Here is a 17,854-nt window from a genome sequence, read left to right on the forward strand (position 1 = left end):
GGGCGTTGTCCGGGGCATGAATCGGACGAACGGTGAGACAGAACAGGTCCCGACCGTGGGCGTGGTGATCGCGCGCACCGGCCGGCTGGCACGGCTCGGGGACCCACTGGCGTACGCCATGGACCTGCTGGCACCCAAACTGCGGGGGCGGCTGCGCCTGGTGGGCCGCGACAGCCGCTCCGACGCCGCCGGCGCCCGGCGGGCGGTGCGGGAGCTGGTGGAGGTGGAGCGGGCCCGGCTGGTGCTCACGCTGGCGGGCACGGAGGTGCTGCCGGCCGTGGCGGACGCCTGTGAGGAGGCGGGGGTGCCGTGCCTGTCGAGCACCTTCCCGTGGCAGGTGTACCACCACGGGGGCGGGCGGCGGCGCTGGACGTACCACTTCTGCTGGGGCCTCGACGACATCGCGGAGACGTTCGCCGACCTGTGGGAGACGGTGGGCGGTACGGAGCGCCGGGTCGGGTGCCTGTGGAACGACGGCCCGCAGGGCACCTGGTCCCGGCACGCCACGCACGGCTTCCTGCCCGGGGCACGCGCGCGTGGGCACCGTCTCGTGGACCCGGGCGGGTACCGGGAGCCGGCCTCCGCCCTGGCCGGGCACGTGTCGGCGTTCCGGGAGGCGGGCGTGGACGTGGTCACGAGCGCCGCGACGGGGGCGGACCTGGGGCTGTTCCGCCGGGAGGCCGCCCGGCAGGGGCTGCGGCCCCGGCTCATCACCTGCTCCCGGTGGCTGGCCTATCCGCCCGCCGCCGCGACCCCGGCCGGCGAGGCGCCGCCCCAGGCGGACGTGGCGACGCTCGTCTACTGGACCCCGTCCCACCCCTACCGCTCGTCCATCGACGGCATGACCGCCGCCGAGCTGGCCGAGGGCTACGAGCGGGCCACGGGCAACCAGTGGCTCCAGCCGCTGGGACTGGCGTACGCCCTCTTCGAGGTGGCCGCGCACGCCCTCGCCACGGCCGACGACCCGGCGGCCCCCGCGTCGGTCGCGGCCGCGCTCGGCGCGACCCGGCTGCGGACGATGGCGGGCCCGCTCGACTGGACGTCCGGCCCCGTGCCCCACGTCGCCACGGTGCGGCTGGCGGGCGGGCAGTGGCAGCGGGGCCGGCGGCATCCGTACGAGCTGGTGGTCGTCGACAGCCGGCGGGTGGAGGGCCTGCCGGCCGGCGGCGAGCTGCTGCCCCTGAGCGGGGGTCAGTAGGCGACGGGCCACCCACTGCTCCAGTTCAGGAGGTTGACGCCGAGCTTCGGCGTGCCGTTGTCCTGGCCGTCGTAGTAGTGGTGGACGAGCAGGTCGCCGGCGGCGTCCGGCATGACCGACTGGCCGCCGGGGCCGATGTAACGGCCGTGGCTCTCCAGCACGGGCGTACCGCCGTTGTTCATCATGCTGACGCCGTTCCTGTCGTAGTACGGCCCGGTGACACCGGTCGCACGGCCGACCTTGATCCTGTACGTGGAGCCGGTGCCCGCGCAGCAGGTGTCGTACGAGGCGAAGAGGTAGTAGTGGCCGCCCCGTTTGACGATGAAGGGCGCTTCGACGGCCTTGGTGCCGGTGGGCCGGGAGGCGAGGGAGCGGCGCGCGGTGTCGCCCGCGTGCCGCTTCCCGGTGGCGGGGTCGACGCGGATGAGTTTGATGCCGGTCCACCAGGAGCCGAAGGACAGCCACCACTTCCCGTCGCCGTCGACGAAGAGGTGGGGGTCGATGGCGTTGTAGTCGCTGGAGGATGCCGAGGTGTACACGGGTCCGCGGTCGGTCCAACTGCCGGGCAGGCCGGTGGCGGAGGTCGCCAGGCCGATCGCGGAGGTGTTGGAGCCGAAGGACGAGACGGAGTAGTACATCAGGTACCTGCCGCCGTGGTACGAGATGTCCGGCGCCCAGACGTCCGAGGTGGTGTTGTAGTTCCGCCACCAGGGGGGCCGGGTGGGGAACGCCGAGCTGTTGCGGCTGAAGTGCACGCGGTCGGTGGAGGTGCGCAGTTGGAGCCCGTCGCCGGTGGAGTAGAGCAGGTACTGGCCGGACGGGGTGCGCAGCATGGTGGGGTCGTGGACGACGATGTCGCCGGTGACGCGGCCGGGGGCGGGGTAGGCGTGGGCGGGGGACGGGGCGAGGGCGAGGGCGGTGGCGAGGGTGGTGGCGAGGACGGTGACCGCGGTCCGGGTGGTGGGGGTGAGCCGGTGCGTACGCATGCGGGTGCGTCCCTTCGAGTCAGGGTGAGTGGGGGCTGTCCGCTCCCGTCGCCGCCGACAGCCTGATCACGTTCCAGGACATCGGCTCCAGGACGGCACGCAGTGCGCCGTCCGCGAGGGTGGTCGTGGGAACGGTGTGCGGGGTGACGCGCTCGGGGTCGTCGAGGGTGTTGCGGGCGTCGGGGTCGGCGTCGGCGAGTGCGGAGTGCTCGACGACGTGCGTCAGGTCGAGCCCCCGCAGGTCGACGTGGAGCGGGAGGGGCGCGTTCCGGCCCCGGTTGACGGCGAAGACGGTGACGGTGCCGTCGTCGCCGCGTACCGCCGTGGCGTGCAGCAGCGGCACCTCGCCGTACTTCGCCGTGGGGTACGTGGGTGAGTCGGCCCGTACGTCGAGGACGCGGCCCCGCCCGTGGCGGGAGGCCTGGGCGAAGGGGAAGAACGTGGTCTGCCGCCAGGCGGGGCCGCCGGGTTCGGTCATGATCGGGGCGATGACGTTGACGAGTTGGGCGAGGCAGGCGACGGTGACGCGGTCGGCGTGGCGCAGCAGGGCGATCAGCAGGGAGCCGAGGACGACGGCGTCGGTGACGGAGTAGCAGTCCTCCAGCAGGCGCGGCGCCTCGGGCCAGTCGAGGGGCTCGGTGGCGGCCCGGGCCTGGTAGCGGCTGAGGTACCAGACGTTCCATTCGTCGAAGGAGAGGTTGATCCTCTTCGGCGACTTCAGGCGGGCGCCCATGTGGTCGCAGGTGGCGACGACCTCCTCGATGAAGGCCTCCATGTCGACGGCGGAGGCGAGGAAGGAGTCGCGGTCGCCGTCGAGTTCCTCGTAGTAGGCGTGCAGCGAGACGTAGTCGACGTCGTCGTACGCCTCGGCCAGGACGGTCGCCTCCCACTCGGCGAAGGTCTCCATGGAGCGGCCCGAGCTGCCGCACGCGACCAGCTCGACGTCCCGGTCCATCTGTCGCATGGCGCGCGCGGTCTCGGCGGCGAGCCGCCCGTACTCCCGGGCCGTCTTGTGGCCGAGCTGCCAGGGGCCGTCCATCTCGTTGCCGAGGCACCACAGCCGGATGCCGTAGGGGTCCTTGTCGCCGTGGGCGATGCGGCGCTCGGACAGCTCGGTGCCGCCGGGGTGGTTGGCGTACTCCTGGAGCTGGAGCGCTTCCGCGACGCCGCGCGTGCCGAGGTTGACGGCCATCATGGGCTCGGCCTGTGGGCCGGTCTTCTTGAGGAAGGCCATGTACTCGGCCAGCCCGAACCGGTTGGTCTCGGTGGAACGCCAGGCGAGGTCCAGGCGGCGCGGCCGCTGCTCGACGGGGCCGGTGCCGTCCTCCCAGCGGTAGCCGGAGACGAAGTTGCCGCCGGGGTAGCGGATGGTGGTGACACCGAGCTCGCGGATGAGGGCGAGGACGTCGGTGCGCAGCCCGGCCTCGTCGGCGGTGGGGTGGCCCGGCTCGTAAATGCCGGTGTAGACGCACCGGCCGAGGTGCTCGACGAACGAGCCGAAGAGGCGGGGGCTGACCTCGCCGACGGTGAAGGCGGGGTCGAGGGTGAAGCGGGCGGTCATCGGAGTCCTTTCGCTGAGCGGGGCGCTACGGGCCGGCCGGTCCGGTGCGGCCGACGCCCGGCCGACGCCCGGCCGACGCCCGGCCGACGCCCGGCCGGCGCTCGCCGTGAGGACGCCGCCCGTGGCGCCGGCAGTGGTGGGCGGCTCGGGGAAGGCACCCCCTCCCCACCCCCTGCGATGCTGTTCGACATACCGAATGGCGCTCGTAACCTCGAACGGGACCGTAGGTTCGAACAGCATGCGCGTCAATGGGTCGCGCGCATATCGCTCAATCAGCCGTCCGCCGCCGGGCGTTGGGGAGCGCCCAGGGGGTGGCCGGGTGATGTCGCGCGTCGCGAGGCGCCCTTCACCCCACAAGCGCGTGTGTGCCGCCGCGGGTAGCGGGCTCGGGGAGATCGCCGACCGTCTGGCCGCAGGCGGACTGGGGGGCCTTCGCCATGGTGCGCTGCCGGCTCGCGCTGCGCGGCCGGCTGCCCTGGCGGCTGAGGGGTTCCTCTCCGACACCCATGAGAAGCGCGGTGTTCTGCGCCAGGTGGGGGCGGTCTGCCAGTTCCGTCACGCCGAGCTCCAGCGCCGGCTGGCCTTTGGACCGTCCCGGGCGGGCGCCACGGCCGGGGGTGGAGGTCCCGGCGCGGCGTGACGGACGTACGGGAGGGCCTGAACACCCAACTGTCAACGCGGGGTTGACGGCCGAGGGTCGTCAACCTACGGTTGACACATGACGAAACCAGTCGGCATGACGCATCCCGTTCGCCTCGACGACCTCATCGAGGCCATCAAGCAGGCACACAGCGACGCGCTCGAGCAGCTCTCCGGCGCCGTGATCGCCGCCGACCACCTCGGGGAACTGGCGGACCATCTGATCGGCCACTTCGTCGACCAGGCCAGGCGCTCGGGCGCCTCCTGGACGGACATCGGCAAGAGCATGGGCGTCACCCGGCAGGCCGCCCAGAAGCGCTTCGTACCGAAGGCGGGCGAGGCGTCGGACCTGGACCCCGCCCAGGGCTTCAGCCGCTTCACCGACCGTGCCCGCAACGTCGTGATGGCCTCGCAGAACGAGGCCCACGCCGCGGAGAACGACGAGATCCGCCCCGCGCACCTGATCCTCGGGCTGCTGCACGAGCCCGAGGGGCTCGCCGCCAAGGCGATCGTCGCCCAGGGAGTGCTCCTGGACGCGGTCCGGCAGGAGGCGGCCGCGGCACTGCCGCCGAAGGCGGACAGCGTGCCCGATCTCGTCCCCTTCGACGCCGCGGCGAAGAAGGTCCTGGAACTGACCTTCCGAGAGGCCCTGCTGCTGGGCCACAACTACGTCGGGACGGAGCACATCCTGCTCGCCCTGCTGGAGTTCGAGGACGGTCAGGGCATCCTCACCCGCCTCGGCATCGACAAGGCGGCCACCGCGGCGCATGTGACCGCCGCGACGGCGTCGGCGTCGGCGTCGGCGTCGGCCGCCGCCGCCGAGAACGACTAGCTCCGGTCCGGGCTGCCGGTGGCCGCGCCGAAGTGGGCGCGCAGGGCGGCCAGCACGGCGGCCGGCTGCTCGGCGGGGGCCAGGTGCGAGGCGCCGGGGAGTTCGGTGAGGGCCGCGCCCGGGATGCCGTCGGCGAGCTCGCGGGCGTGCGCGGGCGGGGTCGCCGGGTCCTGGCGGCCCGCCAGCACCAGGGTGGGCACGGTGACCGACGCCAGGTCGGGGCGCAGGTCGTAGGCGGCGAGCGCGTCGCAGCACGCGGCGTACGCGGCCGGGTCGGCGCCGCGCAGGTCGTCGACCAGGCGCGGGTCGGTGAAGCCGGGGGTGAACCAGCGGCCGGCTGCCGTCCCGGCCAGGGGCGCGGTGCCGTCGCGGCGCACCAGGGCGGCCCGTTCGTGCCAGGGGCCGGGGTCGCCGAAGTGGGCGGAGGAGCAGACGAGGGCGAGCCGGTGCAGCCGGTCGGGGTGGTGGACGGCGAGCCAGAGGCCGACGGCGCCGCCCAGTGACACGCCCGCGTAGTGGAACCGGTCCAGCCCCAGCGCGTCGGCGAGGCGCAGCACATGGGCGGCGAGGTCCGCGACGGTGGCCCCGGGGGCGATGAGGCCGGCGGGGCTGGAGCCGTGGCCGGGCAGGTCCCACCGTACGCACCGCAGCGGCAGTCCGGGTGCGACGGCGTCCCACAGGGCGGTGGAGGCGCCGAGGGACGGGCCGAGCAGGACGGCGGGCGCGGCGGCGGGGCCCTCGACGACGTGGTGGAGCAGGTTCATCGGCGTTCCAGGGCGCGGTCGGTGAGCCGATCCGCCGCGCCGGTGTAGTGGGTGGGGTCGGTCAGTTCGGGCGGGACGCCCAGCACGTCGGCGAGGGGCCTGCCGGTCGTACGGACCTCCTCGGCCGCCCGCGTCAGGCGGTCCTTCGGGAAGCGGGCGCGGAGCCGTTCGGAGACGATCAGCCCGTCGGTGAGGTCCAGGTTGGCCCGCATCCGGCCGGGGTGGACGCGCAGCCCCTCGGCGAGGCGTGCGGCGTGGTGCGCGGCGCCGCCGACGAGCCGCAGCAGTTCCCGCAGCGGCTCCCACTCGGCGTGCCAGGCGCCCGGGGGCCGCTCGTCCCCGGCGGCGACCGAGCCGTACAGGACCGCCGCGTGGCCGGGCGCGCGGCGGGCGGCGGCGGCGATGAGGGTGGCGCGCACGGGGTTGGCCTTGTGCGGCATGGCGGACGAGCCACCGCCGTTGCCCTCGCTCACCTCGCCGAGCTCGGTGCGGGAGAGGGTCAGCACGTCGGCGGCGAGCTTCCCGAGCGCCCCGGCGGTGAACGCGAGGGCCCCCGCCAGGTCGGCCACCGGGGTGCGGAGGGTGTGCCAGGGCAGGCCGGGTTCGGCGAGGCCGACTTCGCGGGCGTACGCGGCGACGAGGGCGGGCGCGTCGTCGCACCCGTACGCCTCGAAGGCCGCCAGCGTGCCCGCCGCGCCGCCCAGTTGGGCGGGCAGCCGGTCGCGGACGGCGGCGGCACGGTCGCGGGCGTCCAGTACCAGGGCGCGCCAGCCCGCCGCCTTCAGCCCGAAGGTGGTCGGCACCGCGTGCTGGGTGAGGGTGCGGCCGGGCATCACCGTGTCGCGGTGCCCGGCGGCGAGCGCCCGCAGCGCCACGGCCGTGCGCTCCAGGTCGGCGAGGACCGGGGCCAGGGCTCGGGCGGCGACGAGCATGGCGGCCGTGTCGAGGATGTCCTGGCTGGTGGCGCCCCGGTGGACGTAGGGCCGGGCGTACTCCGGTACGGCGGCGGTGAGGTCGGCGACCAGCGGGATCACCGGGTTCCCGCCGGAGCGGGCGCGCAGCGCCAGGTCCCGTACGTCGAACTCGCCCGCGCAGGCCGCCGTGATCGTCCCGGCCGCGTCCGGAGGCGCCTGGACGCGCGCGAGGGCGGCCTCCGCGTCGAGCATCGCGCGCAGGAAGGCGGCGTCGGAGGTGGCGGCCTCGGCGGGTGTGCCCGCGCTCCCGGGGGCCAGGAGGCCGTCGTCGTACGTCATGTGAACTCCAGGAAGACGGTCTCCCCCTCGCCCTGCAACCGGATGTCGAACCGGTAGGTGCCGCGTGGCTCGGCGTGCGCGACGAGCGTGGCCCCGCGCGCGGGCGTGAGGGAGGCGAGCAGCGGGTCGGCGGCGAGGGCGTCGGCGTGCTCCGGCAGGTAGACGCGGGTGAACAGGTGGTGGGTCAGGCCGCGGGCGAAGAGGCAGACGCTCAGGTACGGGGCGTTCTCGCCGCGGGCGCCGGGCCGGAGGGTGCGTACCGTCCAGTGCCCGTCCGCGTCGGTGGGTATGCGGCCGAAGCCGGTGAAGTCGATGCCGTTGCGGCCGAGGAACCCGCCGGTGACCGGGTCGCGGCGCATCGAGCCGCCGGTGCGCGGGAGTTCGCCGCCGGGGCCGGGCCCCCAGACCTCGACCAGGGCGTCGGGGACGGGGGCGCCCTCGCCGTCGAGGACCCGGCCGTGGACGGTGATCGTGTCGGGGTGGCCGACGGGGGCGATGTCGCCGCCGCCGGGGAAGGGCAGGGCGTACCCGTAGAAGGGGCCGACGGTGTGCGAGGGCGTGGGCTCGGGGCCGCTCATCGGCCTTCCTCGATCCAGGTGGCGGCGGGCCCGTCGAGCACGATGTCCCAGCGGTAGCCGAGGGACCGTTCGGGCTGGGACAGGCTGTGGTCGTAGGTCGCGACGAGCCGCTGCCGCGCGGCGTCGTCGGTGACGGACTGGAGGATCGGGTCGTGGGGGAAGAGCGGGTCGCCGGGGAAGTACATCTGGGTGACGAGGCGTTGGGTGAACGCCGAGCCGAAGAGCGAGAAGTGGATGTGGGCGGGGCGCCAGGCGTTGGTGTGGTTGCGCCAGGGGTAGGCGCCGGGCTTGATGGTGGTGAAGGTGTAGCCGCCGTCGTCGCCGGTGAGGGTGCGGCCGACGCCGGTGAAGTTGGGGTCGAGGGGGGCCGGGTGCCGGTCGCGCCGGTGGGCGTACCGCCCGGAGGCGTTGGCCTGCCACAACTCGATGAGCTGGCCGCGTACGGGCCGGCCGCCGCGGTCGACGACGCGGCCGGTGACGGTGATGCGCTCGCCGAGCGGCTCGCCGGCGTGCTGTCGCGTCAGGTCGTTGTCCTGTTCGGTGACGTCGGTCTCGCCGAAGGCGGGCGAGGCCAGTTCGACCGCCTCCGGGTCGCGGGCGGTGGCGACGGCGACGAGCGGCTGGTGCGGGTGGCGCAGCAGGCTGGAGCGGTACGGGGGGTAATCGCGCGCCGGGTGGTCGGCGCGCCGGGCGCCGTCGGCGACGGACTTCTCGTACGCGGCGCGCTGCCGGACGATCTGGAGGTCTATGTCGGCTTGGGTGAGCGCCATGTCGGTGAACCTTCCGTGGTCAGCCGGCCGTTCGGACGGGGGCGGCGGTCGCCTTCCGGATCTCGTCGACCCTCACGCCCGGGGCGGTCTCGACCAGGGTCAGGCCGTCGTCGGTGACGTCCAGGACGCCGAGGTCGGTGATGATCCGGTGGACGCAGGCGCGGCCGGTGAGGGGCAGGGCGCACTCCTCGACGATCTTGGGGCTGCCATCCTTGGCCGTGTGGGTCATGGTGACGATGACGCGGCGGGCGCCGTGCACCAGGTCCATGGCGCCGCCGATGCCGGTGACGAGCTTGCCGGGGACGGCCCAGTTGGCGAGGTCGCCGCCGGCCGAGACCTGCATGGCGCCGAGCACGGCGACGTCGATGTGGCCGCCGCGGATCATGCCGAAGGAGAGCGCCGAGTCGAAGTAGGAGGCGCCGGGCAGGACGGTGACGGTCTCCTTGCCCGCGTTGATGAGGTCGGGGTCGACCTCGTCCTCGTACGGGTAGGGGCCGGTGCCGAGGATGCCGTTCTCGGATTCGAGGACGACGTGGACGCCGTCGGGGAGGTGCCCGGGGATGAGGGTGGGCAGGCCGATGCCGAGGTTGACGTACTCGCCGTCGTGCAGCTCGGCGGCCGCGCGGGCGGCCATCTCGTCGCGTGTCCAGGCCATCAGCCCCGTCCCTTCCGGGTCGTACGGTTCTCGATCTTCTTGTCGGCGGCCTGCTCGGGGGTGAGGGCCACGACGCGCTGGACGAAGATGCCGGGCAGGTGGACGTGGTCCGGGTCGATCTCGCCGGGCTCGACCAGCTCCTCGACCTCGGCGACGGTGATCCGTCCGGCCATGGCCGCGAGGGGGTTGAAGTTGCGGGCGGACTTGGCGAAGACCAGGTTGCCGTGGCGGTCGCCCTTTGCGGCGCGTACGAGGGCGAAGTCGGTGCGGATGCCGTGTTCGAGGACGTACGGCACGCCGTCGAACTCGCGGACCTCCTTGGGCGGGGAGGCGAGCGCCACGCCGCCGTTCCCGTCGTACCGCCAGGGCAGGCCGCCCTCGGCGACCTGCGTGCCGACGCCGGCCGGGGTGTAGAAGGCGGGGATGCCGGCGCCGCCCGCGCGCAGCCGTTCGGCGAGGGTGCCCTGCGGGATCAGCTCGACCTCCAGTTCACCGGCGAGGTACTGGCGGGCGAACTCCTTGTTGGCACCGATGTACGAGCCCGTGACGCGCGCGATGCGCCCGGCGGCGAGCAGGACCGCGAGGCCGGTGTCCATGGCGCCGCAGTTGTTGGAGACCACGCCGATGCCGGTGATCCTGGTCGCGTGCACGGCCTGGATGAGCGTGTTCGGAACGCCGCTGAGGCCGAAGCCGCCGACCGCGAACGTCGCTCCGTCGTGCACATCGGCCACGGCCTCCCCGGCGGTGGGCACCACCTTGTCCATCGGTCCGCTTCCTTCCGAGAATGCTCAGTACACTGACTACCTTCTCTCGAAGGTGCAGCCTGGCACCGTAATTCGCGCCGGTCAAGATGGTCAGTGCCATGAGACACTGACCGGTACAGGCAGGCATCACAGGACCACCCGGGGAGAGGGGACGCACCGTGCCCGCGCTCGACCTCAGCAGCCATCCCGGCCATCTGGCCCGGCGCTTCCAGCAGGCCCACACCCTGCTGTGGAACACGATCGTCTCCGAGGAGGTCACCTCCCCCCAGTTCGCCGTCCTCAACACCCTGGTCGGCGAGGCCGGCCTGGACCAGCGCACCGTCGGCGACCGCGTCGGCCTCGACCGCTCCACCATCGCCGAGGTCGTCCGCCGACTGGCCGACCGCGGCCTGGTCGACAAGGTCCGCGACCCGCGCGACGGCCGACGCTCGGTCCTGCACGCCACCGACGAGGGCGTCCGCGTCCACAAGAGACTGGCGCTGCGCACGGCACGGATGAACCAGGTCTTCCTCGCCCCGCTGGAACCGGCGGAGCAGGCCCTCTTCCTCGACCTGCTGCGCCGGGTCTCGGACGCCGCCGAAGGGCTGCGCCACCCCACCGCTCCCCCACCGGCGGCCGTGGGCAGGTGAGCCGCGGGCGGCGGCGCGTGAGACGCGCGTGCATCACCGCGGGCGGCGGCGCGTAAGTCGCGCGTGCATCACCGCGGGCGGCGGCGCGTAAGTCGCGCGTGCATCGCCGCAGCCGGTGGCGCGTGAACCGTGCGTGCATCGCCACGGGTGGAGCCGCGTGAACCGTGCGTGCATCGCCACGGGTGGCGCCGGCCCGCGCCGGGCGAGGTCGCGTCCGGGCAAGATCGCGTCCGTGGGCAAATCCCTGGGCATTGTCAGTGGCCCTCCCTACGATGGTCCTCAATTCCGAGTCCTCCTCGGTGACCTGCGCGTATCCCGCGTACGGCGCCGAGGTCAGGGCCGGGCCCATCGCGATTCGTGAGGGGGGGACCCCGCGATCGCCCGACCCGCGCCCACGGCCGTCCGTCCGGAGCCGTGAGGTGGCCCCCTTGTGCCCATGAACCTTCACTCGCCCGAATTGCCCGAGCCCACGGGAGCCGTCCGGTCACCGGCCGAAGCATCGGTGAACACGTTCCAGGTCGACCTGCGTGGCCTGGTGGACCTGCTGTCCCACCACCTCTACTCCAGCCCGCGCGTCTACATCCGCGAGCTGCTGCAGAACGCGGTGGACGCCGTCACCGCCCGGCTCGCCCACGACCCCGCCGCCCCCGTGGCCATCCGCCTGGCGGCCACGGGCGATGCGGTCGTCATGGAGGACAGCGGCATCGGCCTCACCTCCGAGGAGGTGCACACCCTCCTCGCCACCATCGGGCGCAGCTCCAAGCGCGACGGCCTGGAGAGTGCCCGGCGGGAATTCCTCGGCCAGTTCGGCATCGGGTTGCTCGCCTGCTTCGTGGTCGCCCGGCAGATCCGCGTGGTGTCCCGTTCCGCCCGCAAGCCCGACGAGCCGCCCGTCGAGTGGGTGGCGAGCGACGACGGCTCGTACACGGTACGGACCCTGCCGCACGACGCGCGGCCCGAGCCCGGCACCACGGTCCGGCTGGAGCCGCGGCCCGGCGCCGAGGAATGGGCCGACCCGCGCCGTGTCGCCGAACTCGCCCAGGACTTCGGGTCGCTGCTGCACCACGAGATCACCTTCACCGGGCCGGACGGCACCGACCGCCCGCTGACCGAGCGGCCGGCCGTGTGGGACCGGCCGTATCCGACGCCCACCGCACGCCGGGTCGCACTGGCCGGGCACTGCGCGCGGGTCTTCGGGTTCACCCCGCTCGACTCCATCGACCTGGACCTCCCGGTCGCCGGTGTACGCGGTGTCGCGTACGTCCTGCCCTCCGCCACGAGTCCCGCCAACCGGGCGGCCCACCGGGTCTACCTGAAAGGCATGCTGCTCACCGACCGGGCCGACAACCTGCTGCCCGACTGGGCGTTCTTCGTGCGCGTCGTGCTGGACACCGACACCCTGCGCCCGACCGCCTCGCGGGAGAACCTGTACGACGACGAGACCCTCGCCGCCGTGCGGGACGCGCTGGGCGTCCGCGTCCGTGAGTGGCTCGCCGAGCTCGCGGCCGGCGACCCCGACCGGCTGGCGGCCTTCCTCGCGGTGCACCACCTGGGCGTGAAATCCATGGCGCGGCACGACGCCGAGCTGTTCTCGCTGATGCTGCCCTGGTTGCCGTTCGAGACCAGCGACGGCCGGGTCACGCTCGACGAGTTCGTACGCACGCATCCGCGGGTCCACTTCACCCGGACGGTCGAGGAGTTCCGGCAGGTCTCCCCCATCGCGGCCGCGCACGGCCTGGGCATCGTCAACGGCGGGTACACCTACGACTCCGACCTTGTCGCCCTGCTTCCGCAGGTCCGGGACGGCGTCACCGTCAGCGAGCTGGACGCGGGCGCCGTCACGGCACACCTCGACCCGGTCGGGCCGCAGGAGGAGCTGGCCCTCGCCTCCTTCCTCGCCACCGCCCGCACGCGCCTGGACCCGCTCGGCTGCGACGTGGCGCTGCGCGCCTTCCAGCCCGTGACCGTGCCGGCGTTGTACCTCGACGACCGGGAGGCCCGCCACGAGCGGGACCGCGTGTCGGCCGAGGAGGGTGCCGACAGCCTGTGGAGCGACATCCTCGGCGCCCTGCGCGGCTCGGCGCCACGTGCCCGCCTCGTCCTCAACCACAACAACCCCCTGGTGCGCCGCGTCGCGGCGATCGGCGACACCGAACTGGCCGGCACCGCGGTCGAGTCCCTCTACGGACAGGCCCTGCTCATGGCGCAGCGCCCGCTGCGCCCAGCCGACACCTCCCTGCTCAACAGGGCGTTCCTCGGGCTCCTCGAGTGGGCCACGCACCCGACCACGGCTTCTCAGGAGGACGACAAGTGACCACCCCCGAGCACTCCCCCGAGGAGATCCGCCGGGCCCTGTGGGAGAACGATTCCGCGCCCAACGGGCTGCTGCGCAACGCCCGCGCGGAGGAACTGGTCGCCGCCGCCGAGTCGGCGGGCGATCGCGATGTGCTCCGGCAGGCGCTGTTCGGTCTCATCCGGGCGTACGAGTTCAGCACCGAGCGCGGCAAGATGCTGGTGCCGTTCGCCCGGCTCATGCAGGAGTGGGACCAGGACCCGTCCGTCTTCGACAGCCACGACAGCCACCGGTTCCACTGGATGTTCAAATGGGTCACGTCCGGGATGCTCACACTGCCGGAGATCCCGCTCGCCACCATGGAGCAGTGGCTCACCGAGATGGAGCGCCGCTACCGGCTGGCCGGGTACACCGAACGGGCCGTGCGCCAGGGTGAGTTCCACATCGCCGACCAAACCGGTGACTCCGCGCGGGCGGCACGCGCGTTCAGCGCGTGGACGACGGCGGACCGCGACCGGATGGCCAACTGCCACGCGTGCGAGCTCAACGCCCAGGGCTCGTACTGGGTGAGGCAGGGCCGGGACGACAAGGCGTTGCGCACCTGGCAGCCGGTCCTCGACGGTAGCTCCACGTGCATGGAGGAGCCGCACCGTGTACTCGCCAAGTCGCTGCTGCCGCTGGTGCGGTCGGGCAGCCCGGACCAGGCACGCGCGAACCACTTGCGCGGATACCGCATGGTGCGCGGCAGTGAGAGCATGCTGCCGTCGGTCGGCCGGCACATCGAGTTCTGCGCCCTGACCGGAAACGAGAGCAGGGGACTGGAGCTGCTCTCCGAACACGCCACGCACCTCGCGTCCGACGGCGACCCGGGATCGCGGCTGGACTTCCTGGGCGGCACCCTGGTCCTGCTCCGCCGACTGCTGGACCTGGGCGTCGGGGACCGGCCCGCGGCCACCCACGGAGGACGGCGGCGTACGGTGCGGGAGCTGCACGACACCCTCGACGCGGAGGCATGGGTGATCGCGGCCCGCTTCGACGAGCGCAACGGCAACGACGTCGTGTCCAGCCGGCTGAGGCACCGACTGGAGCAGGAACCGCTGGTGGACGGCCTCCCGCTGGGCGTACGGGCGGTACGGCTCGGCGCCGGTGCCGTCCCCTCGGCCGGCGCGCCCCCGGTCACCGCCGTCGAGACGCGCAAGGCCCCGGACGCCGCCGCCCTGCCCGAGCTGGTCGCCGAAGCGCGGGAGCTGCGCGCCCAGGGGCACCCGCGCGCGTCCACCGTCTGGGACCGGGTCGCGGCCCTCGTCACGGAGACCGGCCAGGCCCCGGACGCACTGCTGGCCGCCGACCTGCTGGACCACCGGGCCCTCCGTGCCGGACGCGCCGGAGAGGACGCCGCCCGGGGCCTGTTCGAGCAGGTCGTCGTCGCGTACCGGAACGCCGGCGAACCGGGCCGGGCTGCCCTGGCCGAGCTGCGCGTGGCGTCCGCGGCGGCACAGGCGGGCGCGGAGGCGGACGAGATCCGGGACCTGCTCGGGACGGCCGCCGCCTCGGCGGAGGCCCTCGATGCGGCCGACCCGGCCCGAACACGCCGGATCGCGACGGTCGCCCTGATGCGGGCCAAGTTCGAGGCGATCCTCCGGGACGGTGAAGGCGGCGAGGGCTCCGGAGCCGGGCAAGGCTCCGGGACCGGGACGGGTGATGGCGGCGCCCGCTTCGACGCCGATCTGACCGCATTCGTCTCGGAGTTCTCAAAGCTCTCGGAGTCCTCGGAGCTTTCGGAGTTCTCGAAGCTCTCGGCGGGACCCGGCGGCATCGACGTCGAGGACCTGCTCGCCGAGGCGGAAGGGCTCCGGGCCGACCTCGCCTGGCGCACCGGCGCGGCCGAGCGGGCGGAGGCGCTGCTTGCCTCCGCCGCGCGGCGGTGGGTCGGCGCCGGCCGCCCGTGGGGTGCGGCCGAACCCCTCGCGCGGCGGGCACGGCTGCTGATGGCGATGGGCCGCCCGGAGGACGCCGAGGACACGGCACGCTCGGCGCTCGCCCACAGCACCGAGATCGTGGCGGCGGACGAGCTCGGCCGGATACGGCTGACGTTGGCGGAGGTCCTCTACCAGCAGGACGGCAAGGAGGCGGAGGCGGCCGACCACGCCCTGGAGGCGGCGCACTGGTTCGACGCCGCCGGGGACTCGGCGGGCGCGGGGGCGTACGCCCGGCTGGTCCTGGCCCAGGCCCTCGGCGAGGCGGGACGTGCCGCCGAGGCGGCCGAAGTGCTGGAGTCGGCGCTACCGGACCTGCTGGAGCACGGTGAGGAGCAGGCGGTACGGGCCCGCGACGCCCTCGCCCGGAGCCTGCGGGCGCTCGGCGACCACCGGGCGGCCGCCGAGCAGTATCTGCTCGCCGCGGAGGTGGCCAAGGGCTGGGACCACGCGGGGTCACAGGCCCATTTCGCGTCGCTCGGCGCCGAGTGCCTGTCGGCGTCGGGCATGCGGGACGAGGCCGTCGCCGCCTACCACCGGGCCGTCGAGCTCTGGCAGGGCGTCGACGAGCCGGTCTCGCTCGCGCGGGCGCTGCGTGCGCTGGCGTGGCTGGAGGCAGAGGGCGGGGACTCGGACGCGGCGAAGGAGCTGATGTCACGGGCCCTGACGGTCGTCGACGGGGACGGTCCCGAGCTGCTGGTGGAACGCGCGCGTACCTGGGCGCAGACGGCCGAGTTGCTGCTCGACGAACTGTACGAGGAGGACGAGGACGAGGACGAGGACGAGGACGAGGAGGAGGACGAGGGGGAGGAGGACGGAGGCCAGGGCGACGGGGAGGTGGTCGCGGCTGTCCGGCGCCAGGCGGTGGACCTCCTGGAACGGGCGGACGCGGCGTTCGCCGAGCTGGGCCCGGACGCCCTGGAGGAGCGGGTGCGGTGCGTCGTGCGCATGGCCTGGACGGAGCAGGCGCTGGACCGCACCGATGAGGCCGCCGCGCGGATGCGGGCGCTGATGACCGAAGTCGGCGCACTGGACACGGACCACGCGCGCTCGGTCCTCCCCCGCCTGGAGCACATGCTCGACCAGCTCACCCAGGCCGGCTGACCCCTTCGGCCGTTCGGCGACCAGCCGTTCGGCGACCAGCCGTTCGACCACCGGGCCGTTCCGCGACCGGCTTCACTCGACCCGTGCAGTGCCCCCCGAGGGGGCGGTGCACGGGTCGTGCCGTACCGGCGCCCGGTGTCAGTCCAGGTGGAACACCTCGGTAAGCGGCCGCATCGCCTCGTCCGGGCCCCGGGCGTCCAGGTCTTCGAAGAAGCCCGCCATGACCGTCTGCCAGCGGGCGTTGACGTCGGTGGCGGCCATCGCGGCGCGGGCGGCGGCGAAGTCGGGGGTCTCCAGATAGCCGACGAGGAGGCCGTCGTCGCGGAGGAAGAGCGAGTAGTTGTGCCAGCCGGCGGCGCGGAGCGCGTCGAGCATCTCCGGCCACACGGCCGTGTGCCGGGCGCGGTACTCGGTGAGCCGGTCCGGGCGGACCTTCAGCAGGAAGCAGACGCGCTGCATGGCGTACCTGGTCCTCTCCGCCGACCGGCAGGGGTTATGAAAGGTTTCAGACGAGCTAAGACCACACCGACTCCTGGCGTCAACCCCCTTTCGGTACAAGGGTTTACGAGGAGCCGCACTCCGGTGAGAGCCCTTGACCCCGCACCGCACCACGCCCCATCTTTAATACGTTTCAATCCCGCCGTGACCCCAAGGACGACCACCCCCGAGGAGAGTCATGTCCCCGCACCGAGCCCGGGCCGCCGCCAAGGCCGTGCTGAAGGCCCAGGCGATCGAGACGCCGTCCTGGGCGTACGGCAACTCCGGTACCCGCTTCAAGGTGTTCGCCCAGCCGGGAGTGCCGCGCACCCCGTGGGAGAAGCTGGACGACGCGGCCCGCGTGCACGAGTTCACCGGCGTCACGCCCACCGTCGCCCTGCACATCCCGTGGGACCGCGTCGACGACTACGGCGAGCTGGCCTCGTACGCGAAGGAGCGCGGGCTCGCGCTCGGCGCCGTCAACTCCAACGTCTTCCAGGACGACGACTACAAGCTGGGCAGCGTGTGCCACCCGGACCCGGCCGTCCGCCGGAAGGCGCTGCGGCACCTGCTGGAGTGCGTCGACATCATGGACGCGACCGGCTCCCGGGACCTGAAGCTGTGGTTCTCGGACGGCACCAACTACCCCGGCCAGGACGACATCCGGGCCCGTCAGGACCGGCTCGCTGAGGCGCTCGCCGCCGTGTACGAGCGGCTGGGCGACGGCCAGCGGATGGTACTGGAGTACAAGTTCTTCGAGCCCGCCTTCTACACCACCGACGTGCCGGACTGGGGCACGTCCTACGCCCACTGCCGCGCACTCGGCCCGAAGGCCCGGGTGTGCGTGGACACCGGGCACCACGCGCCCGGCACGAACATCGAGTTCATCGTCGCGTTCCTGCTGCGCGAGGGGAAGCTCGGCGCGTTCGACCTCAACTCCCGTTTCTACGCCGACGACGACCTGATGGCCGGCGCGGCCGACCCCTTCCAGCTCTTCCGCATCATGTACGAGGTGCGGCGCGGTGGCGGTCTGGAGCCGGCGGCGGGCATCGCGTTCATGCTCGACCAGTGCCACAACATCGAGCCGAAGGTCCCGGCCGTCATCCGCTCGGTGATGAACGTGCAGGAGGCCACCGCCAAGGCGCTCCTGGTGGACCGGGACGCGCTGACGAGCGCGCAGCTCGCCGGGGACGTCCTGGCCGCGAACGCCGTGCTGATGGACGCGTACGCCACCGACGTACGCCCCCTGCTCGCCGAGGTCCGCGAGGAGCTCGGCCTCGACCCCGACCCGATGGCCGCCTTCCGCCGCTCCGGCTGGGCCGAGCGCACCGCCACCGAGCGGGTCGGCGGCGACCAGGCCGGCTGGGGCGCGTGA

At 73.6% G+C, this 17,854-nt stretch carries 14 protein-coding genes and 1 pseudogene; 6 read left to right on the forward strand and 9 right to left on the reverse strand.

The features are described 5' to 3' along the window. Nucleotides 1–16 precede the first annotated feature (16 nt). Entirely contained in the window at nucleotides 17–1,198 is a 1,182-nt protein-coding gene (locus tag ACZ46W_RS02580) for an ABC transporter substrate-binding protein (RefSeq protein ID WP_468330115.1), read from the forward strand. On the opposite strand, the gene ACZ46W_RS02585 is transcribed toward ACZ46W_RS02580, so the two are convergent. Both ACZ46W_RS02585 and arfA read right to left on the reverse strand, forming a co-directional pair. Next, nucleotides 1,192–2,184: an arabinan endo-1,5-alpha-L-arabinosidase gene (locus ACZ46W_RS02585; RefSeq protein WP_468330118.1), complete on the reverse strand. Its 993-nt coding sequence runs from the start codon at nucleotides 2,182–2,184 to the stop codon at nucleotides 1,192–1,194. The genes ACZ46W_RS02580 and ACZ46W_RS02585 overlap by 7 nt on opposite strands. A 19-nt stretch (nucleotides 2,185–2,203) precedes the next feature. After that, nucleotides 2,204–3,745 carry an arabinosylfuranosidase ArfA gene (arfA, locus tag ACZ46W_RS02590; RefSeq protein WP_468330121.1) on the reverse strand — a complete coding sequence of 514 codons (1,542 nt, stop codon included), beginning with the start codon at nucleotides 3,743–3,745 and terminating at the stop codon, nucleotides 2,204–2,206. Nucleotides 3,746–4,463: 718 nt separating this feature from the next. Here arfA and ACZ46W_RS02595 point away from each other — a divergent pair. Then, nucleotides 4,464–5,216, forward strand: coding sequence for a Clp protease N-terminal domain-containing protein (locus tag ACZ46W_RS02595; RefSeq protein WP_468330124.1), 753 nt, complete (start codon nucleotides 4,464–4,466; stop codon nucleotides 5,214–5,216). 14 nt (nucleotides 5,217–5,230) lie between these two features. On the opposite strand, the pseudogene ACZ46W_RS02600 reads toward ACZ46W_RS02595, so the two are convergent. The 6 genes and pseudogenes from ACZ46W_RS02600 to ACZ46W_RS02625 form a co-directional block, all read right to left on the reverse strand. Beyond that, nucleotides 5,231–5,980, reverse strand: a pseudogene (locus ACZ46W_RS02600) (alpha/beta fold hydrolase); the annotation flags it as partial. Next, the gene (gene pcaB / locus ACZ46W_RS02605; protein ID WP_468330127.1) at nucleotides 5,977–7,233 is read right to left on the reverse strand and encodes a 3-carboxy-cis,cis-muconate cycloisomerase; all 1,257 of its coding nucleotides are present in this window, start codon (nucleotides 7,231–7,233) and stop codon (nucleotides 5,977–5,979) included. The gene pcaB and the pseudogene ACZ46W_RS02600, both read right to left, overlap by 4 nt. Further along, a complete protein-coding gene (gene pcaG / locus ACZ46W_RS02610; protein ID WP_468330130.1) occupies nucleotides 7,230–7,811 on the reverse strand; it encodes a protocatechuate 3,4-dioxygenase subunit alpha in 582 nt (193 codons plus the stop codon). The genes pcaB and pcaG overlap by 4 nt, the downstream gene beginning before the upstream one ends. Next, nucleotides 7,808–8,581 (reverse strand): protocatechuate 3,4-dioxygenase subunit beta, encoded by a 774-nt coding sequence (pcaH, locus tag ACZ46W_RS02615; RefSeq protein ID WP_468330133.1) that lies wholly within the window; start codon nucleotides 8,579–8,581, stop codon nucleotides 7,808–7,810. The genes pcaG and pcaH overlap by 4 nt, the downstream gene beginning before the upstream one ends. A gap of 19 nt (nucleotides 8,582–8,600) precedes the next feature. Beyond that, entirely contained in the window at nucleotides 8,601–9,236 is a 636-nt protein-coding gene (locus ACZ46W_RS02620) for a CoA transferase subunit B (protein WP_468330136.1), read from the reverse strand. After that, complete coding sequence (locus ACZ46W_RS02625) at nucleotides 9,236–10,000, reverse strand: CoA transferase subunit A (RefSeq protein WP_468330139.1); 765 nt, start codon at nucleotides 9,998–10,000, stop codon at nucleotides 9,236–9,238. Before ACZ46W_RS02625 ends, ACZ46W_RS02620 begins: the two co-directional genes overlap by 1 nt. A 158-nt stretch (nucleotides 10,001–10,158) precedes the next feature. Between ACZ46W_RS02625 and ACZ46W_RS02630 the strand changes: the two genes are divergently transcribed. From ACZ46W_RS02630 to ACZ46W_RS02640, 3 genes are all read left to right on the forward strand, one after another. Beyond that, entirely contained in the window at nucleotides 10,159–10,629 is a 471-nt protein-coding gene (locus ACZ46W_RS02630; RefSeq protein ID WP_468330142.1) for a MarR family winged helix-turn-helix transcriptional regulator, read from the forward strand. 436 nt (nucleotides 10,630–11,065) lie between these two features. Then, nucleotides 11,066–12,943: an HSP90 family protein gene (locus ACZ46W_RS02635; protein WP_468330145.1), complete on the forward strand. Its 1,878-nt coding sequence runs from the start codon at nucleotides 11,066–11,068 to the stop codon at nucleotides 12,941–12,943. Continuing rightward, nucleotides 12,940–16,002: a tetratricopeptide repeat protein gene (locus tag ACZ46W_RS02640; RefSeq protein ID WP_468330148.1), complete on the forward strand. Its 3,063-nt coding sequence runs from the start codon at nucleotides 12,940–12,942 to the stop codon at nucleotides 16,000–16,002. Before ACZ46W_RS02635 ends, ACZ46W_RS02640 begins: the two co-directional genes overlap by 4 nt. A gap of 138 nt (nucleotides 16,003–16,140) precedes the next feature. On the opposite strand, the gene ACZ46W_RS02645 is transcribed toward ACZ46W_RS02640, so the two are convergent. Next, complete coding sequence (locus ACZ46W_RS02645) at nucleotides 16,141–16,461, reverse strand: L-rhamnose mutarotase (protein WP_468330151.1); 321 nt, start codon at nucleotides 16,459–16,461, stop codon at nucleotides 16,141–16,143. A 217-nt stretch (nucleotides 16,462–16,678) separates the two neighbouring features. Here ACZ46W_RS02645 and rhaI point away from each other — a divergent pair, with 217 nt between their 5' ends. Then, a complete protein-coding gene (rhaI, locus tag ACZ46W_RS02650; protein ID WP_468330154.1) occupies nucleotides 16,679–17,854 on the forward strand; it encodes an L-rhamnose isomerase in 1,176 nt (391 codons plus the stop codon).

The sequence above is a fragment of the Streptomyces sp. NPDC031064 genome (genome assembly GCF_055570965.1).